The organism is Ruegeria sp. P8 (genome assembly GCF_056534665.1).
Genome location: NZ_JBQERC010000002.1, coordinates 515,673 through 528,501 on the forward strand (window position 1 = coordinate 515,673; position 12,829 = coordinate 528,501).

Genomic DNA, 12,829 nt, shown 5'->3' on the forward strand with positions numbered 1-12,829 from the left:
TGCCGATGGAAAAGCCCTAGCGGTTCCGAGAGCGCCAGCCGCCACGCCGTTTCGGGGTTTGGGCCGCCTGAAGGCCCTCGGACAGAACCTGAGTCATGGGATGATCCGGGCTGTGCAGCGCGTATGCCGCATGCAACTCGGTCAGCGCCGTGTTCTGGTCACGCTCTTCGGGCAGGCTGAGCGCCCAGTCCAGAAATATGCTGCGGCATTCCGGCAGGGTGATGCCTTCGATGCGATAAGCTTCCTGGATCAGACCTTTGTGGTCATTGGGATCAGTGCTGCGTGCCATCTTCGCCCTCTTGGATCACGCTGCCGATCAGGTCGGCCGCAGTTGTGTAACTCTCCTGCAATGCCCGTTGCAGTGCATCGACCTGTTCAAACCCGGTGGCACGGCACAGGAAATCCACACCTCCTTCACCGATCTGCTCCGCCTCGATGACTTTGCCCGATAGAAGCCGGGCCGCACATTGCACCGACCAGCATAGGCTGTAGCAGTCTTTCAGGGATTGCGCCTGCGCGACATCCAGCAACCCGGCAGCGACGGCTCCATCGAGGCCCGAGGACACATCGCGTGCCGTAGTCCCTGCCAGCAAGGCACCGGTTTCGGCCATCAGTTCGATGTCCATCAGGCGGCCGGGCCCGTTTTTGGCATCCCAAATCCCGGCAGGTGCCTTGGCTGCGGCCAGGCGCGTTCGCATCTCGGCGACTTCGCGCAAGACATTGTCCCGCTCGCGTGGGCGCGACAGAAACCCGGCGCGGAACGCTTCGATATCATTTGCCAAACCGGCATCACCCGCAACGACATGAGCACGGGTCAGGGCCAGATGTTCCCACACCCAGGCCTCGTTCTGCTGATAATTGGTAAAGCTGGCCCAACTGGTGGCGACCGGCCCCTGATTGCCGGACGGGCGCAGGCGCATGTCAACTTCATACAGCCGCCCCTGTGACATCGGAGCTGAAAGTGCTGTGATCAGCGCCTGCGTGAACCGCGCATAATAGGTGCGCGTGGCCAGAGGGCGCGGACCATCGGACATGTCCTGATCCTGCGGGTCATAGATCACAATCATGTCCAGATCGGATTGCGAATTGATCCGTCCTGCGCCCAGCGACCCCATGCCCAACACCGCCGCTCCGCGCCCCGGTGCGGGCCCGTGTTTGCGGGCGAAATTTTCGGCAACATATGGCAGGATGGCGGCAATCACCGATTGTGCAAGCTCTGCATATTGCCGGCCTGCCTGTGCCCCGTCGATCAGACCCCGCAAGTGGTGGACGCCGACCCGGAAATGCCATTCCTTACACCAGCGCCGCGCAAAGTCGAGCCGGGTTTCATAGTCAGACTCTTCCGCCAGCGCACGGGCCAGTTCGACCTGCAATTCCTTCTGCCCCGGCCAATCGGCAAAGAAACTGCCGCCGATCACCGCGTCGAAAACCGAGGCATTGCGCGACAGATGCGAGGCCAGAGCGTGAGACGTGCCAACGATATCGACCAGTAGGTCGATCAGTTGCGGATTGGCCTCGAACAAGGAAAACAGCTGAACCCCGGCGGGAAGGCCAGACAGAAACCCATCCAGCGCCATCAACGCCTCATCCGGTTTGGCTGTCTTGGCAAGACGCGACAGCAACTCGGGCCGCAACCGTTCGAATATCCGCGACCCGCGCTGGGACCTTAAGGCCGGATATGTCGTCCACCGGGCCAGAACACTCTGGTCAAATTCTACATCCTGCGCCGCCACAGGTGCAGGACCGGGCCCGGGCGCAAAAAATCCTTCGGTCAGTTCGTGCACTTCGGTCAGGCGGTTCTTCACGTCCTGTTTCAGTTCATCACTTTCGATCCCCATCAGACAGGCGATACGTTCAATGCCTTCAGGTGATTTCGGCACCTTATGCGTCTGTGCATCATGAACCATCTGAATGCGGTGTTCGACTTCGCGATGCGCCCGGTAATGATCGGTTAGTTTGTCCGCAACATCCTGCGGCACCCAGCCTTTTGACGCCAACGCCGCCAACCCCGGAACCGTTCCACGCACCCGTAAATCCGGATCGCGACCACCTGCGATCAGCTGACGGGTCTGGGTGAAGAACTCGATCTCGCGAATACCGCCCTGCCCCAGCTTCATGTCGTGGCCGGGAATCGACAAGGCCCCGCCCGTACCTTTATTTTCGCGAATCCGAAGACGCATATCATGCGCGTCCTGAATGGCGGCAAAATCCAGATGGCGACGCCAGACAAAGGGGCGCAATGTGTCCAGAAACCGCTGCCCCGCAGCCAAGTCTCCGGCACAGGGACGGGCCTTGATATACGCCGCGCGCTCCCACGTGCGGCCGAGGCTTTCGTAGTACCGTTCAGCGGCCTCCATCGCCATGCAGACCGGTGTTACGGCAGGATCTGGCCTCAGCCTCAGATCGGTACGGAAAACATAGCCATCGGCAGTCTTGTCGCTGAGCGTCGCGCAGAAGTTCCGCGTTGCCCGCACCATGCCCTGCCGGGCCTCGTAGAAGTCATCGGGGTCAAACCGCGTCTCATCAAACAGCACAATCAGATCGATATCCGAGCTGTAGTTCAGCTCATGCGCGCCCATCTTGCCCATGGCCAGAATGACCATCCCGGCGGCAGTTTCGATATCGTCCTCGGTCATACCCGGCAGTTTGTTGCGCCGGATCAACGTCGCAATCTCGGCCTTGGCCGCAGTATCCGCGGCCAGTGCCCCGAAATCGGTCAGTGCCGCGGTGACTTTTTCAAGCGGCCAAGCACCTGCAATGTCGGCAAGCGCGGTCAACAGCGCCACCCGCCGCTTGGCCTGCCGCAAGCCGGATTTCAGCTGATCCGTCGGCAGCTTACGCGCATCCGCCATGACTTCAGACAGTGCCTGATCCGGGCGCAATAAGGCATCAGGCAGCCATTCCCTTTCACGCTCGATCAAGCCTTTCAGATATGGGCTGGACCCGGCGGTTCCCGCCACCAGCTCTCCCATCTCCTGCGACAGATCAGGTATCAGAGCGCGGGTTTCATCGCCCAGAGACGGATCAAACGCACGCGGAAGGCGGGTAATGGCAAGAGCGTCAGTCATGCGCGCACCCTGCGCATTGCGGCGCGTAATCGTCAATGGGGCATTCTGATCAGGTTACCTGAACCGGCGTATCCTGACTGAAGCTGTTGATCCAAACGTCGTTTCTTCTTTCCCACAAAGATGAAATCAGCATTGCCTCGCGCCGATCTGCGCCCGGGCGCAGGTAGTCGGCACGGTAGGACAACAAGACGATATCCGGGGTCAGAATGCGTAACCGGGCATCACTCAGATCAAACTCGGCCATCGTTGGCGCATCTGCAAATTGCCCGACGTGATCGTCCCGATTGGCAAAACCCGTGGGATAAACGCCCAGAAAATCCGCGCTCAGCAAGGCGCGGTCGGCGCTTGCATCGCCTTCAACCAGCGCCACCCAGACCTGCGTTTCCAGTTCAAGAATGTCCTTTAGTGCAGGGGCAGCTTTGTTGTCCGTCATATCCATACCCAGAACCTGCGAGCCAGATCCTGAAACGTCAACCGGATTGCTTAATGTAAATCTTTTTCACATTACCCCTTGCACCCAACCAAACGATACCCCATCTATGCAATGTGAATAGAGTTTACATCAACCCTGGAGAGCTCAAATGACCGCATTGTCCGACCCCGCCGTCCCCGCGAATCCGGGATGGCTTTATCGAACCGAAGCCTGGCTGGATGACAAAGGCAAAGGGGCCTGGATCGCCGCCATGGTTCTTGGATTTATCTTCTTCTGGCCCGTTGGACTTGCCCTGCTGGCCTATATGATCTGGAGCAAACGCATGTTCAGCAAATCCTGCAACCGCCGCAAATCCTGGCACAGCCACATGAGTGCAATGAAGCCCTCGGGCAACAGCGCCTTTGACGCCTACAAAGCAGATACACTGGCCCGCCTGGAACGCGAACAACAGGATTTCGAAGCATTCCTGCGCCGCCTGCGTGACGCCAAGGACAAGGCCGAATTCGACCAATTCATGGATGAACGCGCCCGCGAGAACCATGACGAAGACGGCAAGGGCGAGCCCGCCTGATTGACCTTGCCCTGCCCCGGTGTTTCGGGACAGGGTGCCCCTACCCCAGTTTTTCGGACCTATCGAATGAACCATCTGCCCAACCCGGACACCCAACCCGATTTCTATCGTTCCGTGACAACCAAACGCTTTGTCGCCTGGCTGTTCGATATCGCCTTCATTTCGCTGCTTTGCACGGTGGCAATCCTCTTTACTGCGTTTCTGGGTCTGTTTTTCCTGGCCCTGATCTACGCCGTTGTCAGTTTCGTCTACCGGGTGGTGACCATCGCCAACGGCTCAGCCACGCTGGGAATGCGCTTTATGGGGATCGAGCTGCGTGACGCGTTCGGAGAACGAATGGACTTGGGCAAGGCGCTTGCCCACACTGCCGGCTATTTTGTCAGCATGGCCTTTCCCGTGGTCCAGATCATCTCGGTCATCATGATGATGACCAGCGCCCGTGGCCAGGGTCTGACCGACAGTTTTCTGGGCACCGTGATGATCAACCAACGGGCCTGACGCAAGGTTGCGTGAAACACTTGGCGGTCTCGGGAACGGTTGCTATCATCCCTCCCTAGGTTGGATGGGGATTTCATGCGACATACGCTGCCAATTGCGCCACAATTCTATGTCACGGCACCGCAGCCCTGCCCTTATCTTGGCGGCAGGATGGAACGTAAACTGTTCACCGCCCTGCAAGGCGAAGGGGCTGAACAGCTGAACAACTCCCTGTCTCAACAAGGATTTCGCCGGTCTCAGAATGTACTCTACCGTCCTTCGTGTACGGATTGCGCAGCCTGCCTGTCGGCCCGGATCGATGTTTCAGCCTTCAGGCCGACCAAAAGCCAGAAGCGCGCAGCAAGGCGGAATGGTTACCTGGAACGCCGCGCAACCTCGCCATGGGCCACGGATGAGCAATACGAGCTGTTCCGCCGTTATCTTGATACCCGTCACGCCGATGGCGGCATGGCTGACATGGATGTTTTCGAATTCGCCGCGATGATCGAGGAAACACCGATCCGCAGCCGCGTTGTGGAATATGCCGATCCTGAAACGGGCGAGTTGATCGCCGTCAGCCTGACCGATGTGCTCGATGACGGGCTAAGTATGGTCTATTCCTTCTACGACCCGGAACAGCCGCAGAACTCACTCGGCACCTACATGATCCTCGACCATATCGACATCGCACGTGAGGCGGGCCTGCCCTATATCTATCTGGGGTACTGGGTCCCCGGCAGCCCCAAGATGGGCTACAAAGCCAAGTTTTCAGGGCTCGAGGCCTATATTCAGGGGGGCTGGCAAAAAATCAGTGATCCGGATGCCTATACCGGCACATCGCATCACCCCTTGTCGGCGCCGCCAATCGCCGAACAGGTCGCCAATATCCAGCTCCCTGACCGGCACCCGACCAAAGGCTGACCGCGCGATGAAACAAAGCCTGCATGCCGTCACCCTTGTGGTGCCGGATTACGACGACGCCATCTTGTTTTATACAAAGACGCTCAGCTTCCAACTTATCAAGGACATAGACCTCGGCAATGGCAAGCGCTGGGTTCTGGTCGCGCCTCCCGGTTCGGATAGCGGCTGTCTTCTTCTGGCAAAGGCTGACGGACCCGAACAAACCGCCGCCATAGGCAACCAGACCGGCGGGCGCGTTGGGTTCTTCCTGCAAACCGATGACTTTTATCGTGACCACGCAGATATGCGCGCCGGGGATGTCCATTTCGAAGAAGACCCGCGCCACGAACCCTATGGCATCGTCGCTGTCTGGCGTGATCCCTTCGGCAATCGCTGGGACCTGATCCAGTTCACCTGATCCGCATCTTCATCTGGCTATAAGTATCCCGGGGATGAATTGGCCGCAGGCCAAGAAGGGGCTGGCCCCTTGCCCGAAATAAACAGAAAAGGGGGCCAGCCGGCCCCCTTTGCAATATTCTCTTCCGGATCGGATCAGTTTGGCATCAGGTCCGGAACGATCGTGACAATCGTCGGGAAGAACCACAAGATCGCGATCCCCATCACCTGGATCAGAACAAACGGAACGATCCCGCGATAAATATGACCTGTTGTGACCTCTTTCGGCGCAACCCCTCGAAGGTAGAACAACGCAAACCCGAAAGGTGGCGTCAGGAACGACGTCTGAAGGTTCACCGCCACCATGATCGTGACCCATTTCGGATCGAACGAGCCGCCATAGATCACCGGGCCCACGATGGGGATCACGATGTAGATGATCTCGAGGAAATCCAGCACGAACCCCAGAATGAACAGCACCAGCATCACGATCAGGAAAACCGTGAACTCGTTGTCAAAGCTCTTCAGGAATTGCTGGATATAATGCTCCCCTCCGAATGAAATCACCACGAGGTTCAGCAACTGCGATCCGATCAGGATGGTGAACACCATCGAGGTCACTTTGGCTGTCTCACGCACCACCGGGGTCAAAACACCGCTGGAATAGAGCACCCAGCATCCGTACAGCAGCCCGAACAGGGCGTACAGATAGGCCGCATAAGCAATGATGAAGGCGATCCAGGTTTCCACCGTCACACTGCCTTGATTGATACGCAGGTCAAAGTTGACCCCCATCAGCAGTGCAATGACAACGGCGAAGGTCGACCAGATGACCACTTTGCCCGAACGGCCCTGATCCTGCAGCTTGCGATAGGCCGCCAGCATGATCGCGCCACCCGCGCCCAGCGCAGCCGCTGGTGTCGGATTGGTGACACCTCCCAGGATCGAGCCCAGCACCGCTATGATCAGAACAAGCGGCGGGAAGACCACGCGGATCAGATCGTTTGTGGCACAGCGGGCCGCAGCCTCTTTGCAACCATACATGGCCAGCGCGAACGGCAGGGCGAGCAGCACGAAAGTCACGCCAGAGGATGTGGTCGGCGATATCATCAGGATATCGACCAGTGCCATCAGCAACAGCCCGATCGCGCCAAGGATCAGCGGCTGCGGTGACCGCGACGGTGCGATACCACGGCCTAGAACCAGTGTCAGACCAAGCAGAACAAGGGTTACCGCCACTCCGGTGCCGATCGGCGCCGCATCGGCAATCCTTTTTTGCTGTTCGGCCGCCAGTTCCTCTTCTGTCAGGCGATGCGCTTCGGCTGTGCCGCCAGCGGCATCAATTGCCTCCTGCTCGGCAACAGCCTGATCCCAGGCAACCTGCCCGTGCAGATCGATCATCGACGCCTTGCACTCTGCCGACACGTTGGTCCGCAGCGACGCACCCTCGCCAATATCCGAAAAGGCCGAGACCGAGATATTCTGGCTTCCGATCACACCGACATTGCCCAGAAGGACCGCACCGACGATCAGGGCAACCGGCGCACCCAGCAACCATGTCAGGCCTTCTGACCGCGTTATGGGTTCCCCGGAGCCACCGGACACAGCCACTGCAGGCGCTTTGTGCGGGTTCAGCAGCGCATAGCCAAAGGCGTAAAGCGCGTAGAGCAACGCGAGCATGATCCCGGGCAGCAGCGCAGCCTGGAACAACGTCCCGACCGAGACAACCGCAGGCTCACCCAGATAGGTCAGCGCGTCGGTACAACCGGCTTCAACAGCCCGGGTTTCCTGCGCTGTCGAATACAGATCCCCCGCCAATGTGCCCAGCAGGACGATCACGATCGACGGTGGAATGATTTGCCCCAAGGTGCCCGATGCCGCGATCACACCGGTCGCCAGTTCCGGCGAATAGTTGTTGCGCAACATGGTTGGAAGCGCCAGCAGGCCCATCGTCACAACGGTCGCGCCAACGATACCGGTCGAAGCCGCAAGGAACGCCCCCACAACCACAATCGACACGGCCAGACCACCCGGAAGCGGGCCAAAAACGCGCGCCATTGTGGTCAGAAGATCGTTGGCAATCTTTGACCGCTCCAGCGTGATGCCCATCAGAACGAACATGAGCACAGCCAGAAGGGTCTCGATGGATTGCCCGGCCAGCACGCGCTCGTTCATGCGGTTCACGATGAACGACACGTTCCGGTCCAGCGCGGTTTCCCAGCCCGAGGCAAAAACCGGTTCGGCGAGCCTTGGCAAATCCGGGTATCGGAACACGGATATGGTGTCCGGCTTGATCCCGGAGTTCACAAGGTCCCGATAACTTTGCGATCCGACGTCAATCGCCTGGTGGATCAGCAACCCCGCGCTGTCCAGCGCGGCGATGATGCCAAAGGATATTATCCCTGCCCCGCCGATGGCAAAAGCCACCGGAAAGCCGGAAAGAATGCCCCCGAAAAGGCAAAAGAATACGATAATGAGGCCTATCTCGACGCCATCAAGTCCGAATAGCATTGTCTTTGTCTCCGCCCTTAATGCGCGCCTTCATAGGCTTCTTCGCCCTCACCAAGGCTGTCCTTGTCGAGGTATTTTCCGATGCTGTCCGGTCCTTCCACGTATTCCAGATACGACCGGTACAAAAACGCGATGGCGTGCAGGAACACCATGGCTGCAAACGCCACCAGCAGGATCTTGAACAGGAAGTAAGCATTGAACCCGTTGGGGCTGAACCCGATGGTTTCCACGTTCCAACGCAGGGCGCGGGATTTGGCAACCAGACGGTCCAACGCATCACTGGCGGAAGGGTTCGGCACGATCAAGTGACGCCACAGGAAGAACCAGCCGTACATCCAGGTCAGCACCGCCATTGGCATCATGAACAGCAACGCGCCGCACATATCGACCACACGCTTGGCGCGGTGGCTGATACCGGCATAGATCAGATCAACGCGCACATGCCCGCCCTGCACAAATGTGTAGGTACAGCACAGGCAGACGACCATGGCGTTATACAGTTTCAGCTCTTCCGCGAACCAGCTGATATCCATCTGGAACGGTATGCCCAGACCGAAGGACATATCAGGACGGGTAAAGACCCGTTGCATGAATACGATGACAATTTGCTGAATCACCATCAGCAGACCCGCCCAGGCAAAGAACCGCCCGGTGGTGTTTGCAAAACCTTCCAGGCCGCGCACGATGGCCCACATGAAGTTCCGATAATACAACCCGACGGCTGTCAGAACCAAAAAGAAGGTGAACACCACAAAGAAGAACTCGACCGAGCCGCCGTAATATACAAAGCGCATGATCGACGCCTTGTCAGACCAGTCCAGCCAGAGCTGCGGATGCGTGACCGCATATCCGAAATTATAGAAGGCTTCGGCAATGTTCTGAATGAACCAGACCAGTCCATTCCACAGGGCGCCGAAGAACGAGATACCGTTTTCGTCCTGCATGTTGTCCCCAGGTCGTCTCAGTTGCGCGCAGGCCTATTGTGGCTTGCCCAAGTCCCTTCACGCAACGGGAAAGGCTTCCCCGCAAGGCGCGGGGAAACCGTTTTTCCTTTGATCAGGAAGGCTTAGCCGCGAACACGGTCACGCTGTGCGGTGTAGACACCCGACGACAGGTTGTTCCATGCCGACGAAGCCGCCATCGACGACATCGCGCTGTCGTGGATCTTCTTGAACAGCTCATCGCTCATGTTCTCGTCCAGAACTTCCTGGCTGGCCTTGCCGAACGCATCCCAGACACTGTCGGGGAATTCCAGGACCTTGACGCCACCGGCCTGCAGGCGCTGCAGCGCTGCACCGTTGTTGGCCAGGAATTGCGCCAGGTTCCACTGGTGTGCTTCTGCGGCAGCGATCTCGATGATCTTCTGCTGGGCCGGGGTCAGTTCATTGAACACGTCGCGGTTGGTTGCCAGCGACAGACCTGCGCCCGGCTCGTGGAAGCCCGCGGTGTAGTAGGTCTTGGTGATTTCCTGGAAGCCCGCTTTTTCATCGGCCCAGGGTCCGATCCACTCGGTTCCGTCAATCGCGCCGGACGACAGCGCCTGATACACTTCAGAACCGGGGATGTTCTGAACGGACGCGCCCAGTTTGCCCAGTGCTTTACCGCCCAGACCGGGCATACGGAACTTCAGACCATTGAAGTCTTCGGGGCTGTTGATTTCTTTCGAGAACCAGCCGCCCGCCTGCGCACCGGTGTTACCGGCCAAGAAGGACTTCAGGCCAAAGATTTCGCCCAGCTCATCATGCAGCTCCATACCGCCGTCATGATAGTACCAGTTCACCAGTTCCTGTGCGGTCATGCCGAAGGGCACGGCCGTAAAGAACGCATAGCCCGGGTGCTGACCGACAAAGTAATAGTCAGCGGCGTGATACATGTCGGCCTGACCGGACGACACCGCGTCAAACACCTCGAACGCGCCAACCAGTTCGCCTGCCGCTTTGATCTCGACATTCAGGCTGCCATCCGACATCGCGTTGATGCTGTCGGCACAACGCTGCGCGCTGTCAAACACGCCAGCCAGACCACGACCCCACGAGGTCACCATGGTCAGTGTGCGCTGTCCCTGTGCATAGGCCGGAGCCGCCAGAGCGGTTGCTGCAGCTGCCGAGCCGCCCAGCGCGGATTTTTTCAGAAATGAACGACGATCCATATGAGTGTTCCTCCCCTTCATAGTCACGATCCGGCAGTACCGGACCTGTCGCATTCAGTGCGCGTCAGCCTAATGTGAGCGAAGCGAAAGGGAATACCTACTACTGCGTAGAGAATCGATTTCTTTTGGGGATGCGGTGAAATTTCCGAATGAAAACTCCAACAAAAACGGCCCAAATACCGGAATTTCACAGACCAACGCCAATCTTTTTGCATTTTTGCCGCCGCTTGCGTATCGATTCGTCCATGCAAAGACTTCGACATCTGGTCTCGCTGACCTATGCGCAGAAACTGTCGCTGGTGGCCGCAATCCCGCTGGTTGTGGCCGTGGCCGCAATCGCTGTGCTTGTCGCATATGAGGCGCGTGCGACCGCCGAGCGCGAGATCGAAGCTCTGGAGCGCAGCCTGATCGAAGCCAAGAAAGAAGAACTGCGCAACTACGTGACGCAGGCGCGCAATGGTTTTGCCTATATCTATGGCCGCGCTGAACCGGATGACGAGGTATCAAAGAACCTTGTCTCGCAGATACTCTCGGCAATGATCTATGGGCAGGACGGGTTCTTTTTTGTTTACGACTATGATGGCAACAATCTGGTCAGCCCCCGTCAGACACAATTTATCAACCGCAACTGGGAAGGTCTGACCGACAGCGATGGCACGCCCATCGTTGACGAGTTCATTCGCCTCGCCCGTCAGGGGGCCGGGTGGCACAGCTTCATGTGGGAAAAACCCTCGACCGGGGATGAGGCGCAAATGATCGCCTATGTCGTCGGGTTGCAGGACTGGCGCTGGGTCGTGGGTACCGGGGTCTTCATTGACGACATTGTCGCCACGGTCGCCAACGCAAGGGCCGAGGTCGAGGCCCGCGTGCAGCGCACCTTCATGTATATCGGCGCTATTGTCGTGGCCGCCGTTCTGATTGTCTTTGCCTCGGGCATGTTGCTGAACATTCGCGAGCGACGGTTGGCAGATGCCAAGCTGAAGGAACTGACGCAACGTGTCTTCGACGCGCAGGAAGAGGAACGCGGCCGGGTTGCCCGCGAACTGCATGATGGCATCAGCCAGATCCTTGTGGGGGTACGCTATGCGCTGGACAATGCGCGCCGCCGGCTGTTGCGCGGCGATGATGCAGGCGCGCGCGATCCGCTGGACAAAGGCATTGACCATCTTCGCACCGCTATCACCGAGGTGCGCCGCATCAGCCGCGACCTGCGCCCCGGCGTGCTGGATGACCTTGGCCTTGGACCTGCGTTGAAGGCTCTGACCGACGATTTTCGCGAACGAACCGGGATCGAGACCGAGTTTTCCACCGTCGTATTCCGCAACCGGCTGGATCAGGACAGCAAGATCGCACTCTACCGCATCGCCCAAGAGGCGCTGACAAATATCGAACGCCACGCCGACGCCTCTTATGTGACGATTGACCTGCGCGGCCACAAGAAAGGCGCAACCATGCGGATCACCGACAATGGCCGTGGCTTGCGCGCAGAATCCGGGACCCCGACCACCGGCATCGGTCTGCGCAACATGCAGGAACGAATTGAGCAACTTGACGGATCGCTGCGTATTCTGTCATCACGCGGGCCGCGCGGCGGTACGGTGATCGAGGCCAGTCTGCCGCTGAGCCACCTGTTGCCACCGCAGGAAGACGCAACTCCGAACCGAAAGGCCGGTACATGAGCGCCAAGAATATCCGAGTTCTAATTGTCGACGATCATCCCATGGTGGCCGAGGGCATTCAGTCGATCCTTGAAAGCTACGACGATATCGAAGTGGTTGGGACACTCGGAAGCGGTCAGGCTGCGGTGGATCATGCGGTTGGCCTTTCCCCGGATGTCATCCTGATGGACCTGAACATGCCTGGCCTCGGCGGCCTCAGCGCCACGGAGATCATTCTGGAACGTCTGCCCGATACGTGCATCCTGATCCTGTCGATGCATGACAGCCCCGAATATATTTCGACCGCGCTCAGCCACGGTGCAAAAGGCTATGTTCTCAAAGATGTCCCAACCGAAGAGATCAAACAGGCCATCGATGCGGTCATGCGGGGTGAGCAGTATCTGTGCACCGGCGCAAGTGGATCCCTGAAGCCCAAAGGCGGCGACGCACGCGAGGCGCTGACAGGGCGCGAGCAAACAATTCTGCTGGAACTGGCGCAGGGCAAATCAAACAAAGAGGTTGCACAAAAGCTGGATATCTCGGTGCGAACGGTTGAAACGCATCGCAAGAACATCAAGCGCAAACTGGGAATTTCCTCGACCGCCGGGCTGACCCGCTATGCGCTGGAACATGGCATGCTGCAAGGCACCGGGGTTGGTTTCTGAA

Annotated in this window: 12 protein-coding genes; 6 read left to right on the top strand and 6 right to left on the bottom strand. The window is 58.6% G+C overall.

Annotated features, from left to right (window positions below; all coding sequences use genetic code 11):
* Nucleotides 1–16: 16 nt before the first annotated feature.
* From ACR0BZ_RS05965 to ACR0BZ_RS05975, 3 genes are read right to left on the bottom strand one after another with little or no spacing between them, the layout of a single operon-like run.
* Nucleotides 17–289: a hypothetical protein gene (locus tag ACR0BZ_RS05965; protein WP_480504821.1), complete on the bottom strand. Its 273-nt coding sequence runs from the start codon at nucleotides 287–289 to the stop codon at nucleotides 17–19.
* Nucleotides 273–3,068, bottom strand: a complete 2,796-nt coding sequence (locus tag ACR0BZ_RS05970; protein WP_480919707.1) for a [protein-PII] uridylyltransferase family protein — start codon at nucleotides 3,066–3,068, stop codon at nucleotides 273–275. Before ACR0BZ_RS05970 ends, ACR0BZ_RS05965 begins: the two co-directional genes overlap by 17 nt.
* Before the next feature lie 49 nt (nucleotides 3,069–3,117).
* Nucleotides 3,118–3,501, bottom strand: a complete 384-nt coding sequence (locus ACR0BZ_RS05975; protein ID WP_480545449.1) for a DUF4440 domain-containing protein — start codon at nucleotides 3,499–3,501, stop codon at nucleotides 3,118–3,120.
* Nucleotides 3,502–3,649: 148 nt separating this feature from the next.
* Here ACR0BZ_RS05975 and ACR0BZ_RS05980 point away from each other — a divergent pair, with 148 nt between their 5' ends.
* The 4 genes from ACR0BZ_RS05980 to ACR0BZ_RS05995 all read left to right on the top strand — a co-directional run bounded on the left by ACR0BZ_RS05980 (nucleotide 3,650) and on the right by ACR0BZ_RS05995 (nucleotide 5,867).
* Nucleotides 3,650–4,072 carry a DUF2852 domain-containing protein gene (locus ACR0BZ_RS05980; RefSeq protein ID WP_209503649.1) on the top strand — a complete coding sequence of 141 codons (423 nt, stop codon included), beginning with the start codon at nucleotides 3,650–3,652 and terminating at the stop codon, nucleotides 4,070–4,072.
* Between the two features lie 66 nt (nucleotides 4,073–4,138).
* Nucleotides 4,139–4,570, top strand: coding sequence for an RDD family protein (locus tag ACR0BZ_RS05985; RefSeq protein WP_209596678.1), 432 nt, complete (start codon nucleotides 4,139–4,141; stop codon nucleotides 4,568–4,570).
* Nucleotides 4,571–4,645: 75 nt separating this feature from the next.
* Nucleotides 4,646–5,470, top strand: coding sequence for an arginyltransferase (locus tag ACR0BZ_RS05990; RefSeq protein WP_480480490.1), 825 nt, complete (start codon nucleotides 4,646–4,648; stop codon nucleotides 5,468–5,470).
* Between the two features lie 7 nt (nucleotides 5,471–5,477).
* On the top strand, nucleotides 5,478–5,867 hold the full coding sequence (locus ACR0BZ_RS05995; protein WP_480480488.1) for a VOC family protein: 390 nt from the start codon (nucleotides 5,478–5,480) through the stop codon (nucleotides 5,865–5,867).
* A 134-nt stretch (nucleotides 5,868–6,001) separates the two neighbouring features.
* Here ACR0BZ_RS05995 and ACR0BZ_RS06000 read toward each other — a convergent pair whose 3' ends face one another.
* The 3 genes from ACR0BZ_RS06000 to ACR0BZ_RS06010 all read right to left on the bottom strand — a co-directional run bounded on the left by ACR0BZ_RS06000 (nucleotide 6,002) and on the right by ACR0BZ_RS06010 (nucleotide 10,505).
* Complete coding sequence (locus ACR0BZ_RS06000) at nucleotides 6,002–8,356, bottom strand: TRAP transporter large permease (protein ID WP_480504811.1); 2,355 nt, start codon at nucleotides 8,354–8,356, stop codon at nucleotides 6,002–6,004.
* 17 nt (nucleotides 8,357–8,373) lie between these two features.
* Nucleotides 8,374–9,300: a TRAP transporter small permease subunit gene (locus ACR0BZ_RS06005; protein WP_480919708.1), complete on the bottom strand. Its 927-nt coding sequence runs from the start codon at nucleotides 9,298–9,300 to the stop codon at nucleotides 8,374–8,376.
* Between the two features lie 122 nt (nucleotides 9,301–9,422).
* Nucleotides 9,423–10,505 carry a TRAP transporter substrate-binding protein gene (locus ACR0BZ_RS06010; RefSeq protein ID WP_209503643.1) on the bottom strand — a complete coding sequence of 361 codons (1,083 nt, stop codon included), beginning with the start codon at nucleotides 10,503–10,505 and terminating at the stop codon, nucleotides 9,423–9,425.
* Nucleotides 10,506–10,750: 245 nt separating this feature from the next.
* Here ACR0BZ_RS06010 and ACR0BZ_RS06015 point away from each other — a divergent pair, with 245 nt between their 5' ends.
* Both ACR0BZ_RS06015 and ACR0BZ_RS06020 read left to right on the top strand, forming a co-directional pair.
* Nucleotides 10,751–12,184: a cache domain-containing protein gene (locus ACR0BZ_RS06015; protein ID WP_209503642.1), complete on the top strand. Its 1,434-nt coding sequence runs from the start codon at nucleotides 10,751–10,753 to the stop codon at nucleotides 12,182–12,184.
* Entirely contained in the window at nucleotides 12,181–12,828 is a 648-nt protein-coding gene (locus ACR0BZ_RS06020) for a response regulator transcription factor (protein WP_209503641.1), read from the top strand. The genes ACR0BZ_RS06015 and ACR0BZ_RS06020 overlap by 4 nt, the downstream gene beginning before the upstream one ends.
* The last annotated feature ends 1 nt before the right edge of the window (nucleotide 12,829 follow it).

What these genes read in the sequence shown, in the direction of transcription:
- ACR0BZ_RS05965 (WP_480504821.1), bottom strand. Translation starts at nt 289, where the DNA reads ATGGCACGCAGCACTGATCCCAATGACCACAAAGGTCTGATCCAGGAA.
- ACR0BZ_RS05975 (WP_480545449.1), bottom strand. Translation starts at nt 3,501, where the DNA reads ATGACGGACAACAAAGCTGCCCCTGCACTAAAGGACATTCTTGAACTG.
- ACR0BZ_RS06005 (WP_480919708.1), bottom strand. Translation starts at nt 9,300, where the DNA reads ATGCAGGACGAAAACGGTATCTCGTTCTTCGGCGCCCTGTGGAATGGA.
- ACR0BZ_RS05985 (WP_209596678.1), top strand. Translation starts at nt 4,139, where the DNA reads ATGAACCATCTGCCCAACCCGGACACCCAACCCGATTTCTATCGTTCC.
- ACR0BZ_RS05990 (WP_480480490.1), top strand. Translation starts at nt 4,646, where the DNA reads ATGCGACATACGCTGCCAATTGCGCCACAATTCTATGTCACGGCACCG.
- ACR0BZ_RS05980 (WP_209503649.1), top strand. Translation starts at nt 3,650, where the DNA reads ATGACCGCATTGTCCGACCCCGCCGTCCCCGCGAATCCGGGATGGCTT.
- ACR0BZ_RS06000 (WP_480504811.1), bottom strand. Translation starts at nt 8,356, where the DNA reads ATGCTATTCGGACTTGATGGCGTCGAGATAGGCCTCATTATCGTATTC.
- ACR0BZ_RS06020 (WP_209503641.1), top strand. Translation starts at nt 12,181, where the DNA reads ATGAGCGCCAAGAATATCCGAGTTCTAATTGTCGACGATCATCCCATG.
- ACR0BZ_RS05995 (WP_480480488.1), top strand. Translation starts at nt 5,478, where the DNA reads ATGAAACAAAGCCTGCATGCCGTCACCCTTGTGGTGCCGGATTACGAC.
- ACR0BZ_RS06015 (WP_209503642.1), top strand. Translation starts at nt 10,751, where the DNA reads ATGCAAAGACTTCGACATCTGGTCTCGCTGACCTATGCGCAGAAACTG.
- ACR0BZ_RS05970 (WP_480919707.1), bottom strand. Translation starts at nt 3,068, where the DNA reads ATGACTGACGCTCTTGCCATTACCCGCCTTCCGCGTGCGTTTGATCCG.
- ACR0BZ_RS06010 (WP_209503643.1), bottom strand. Translation starts at nt 10,505, where the DNA reads ATGGATCGTCGTTCATTTCTGAAAAAATCCGCGCTGGGCGGCTCGGCA.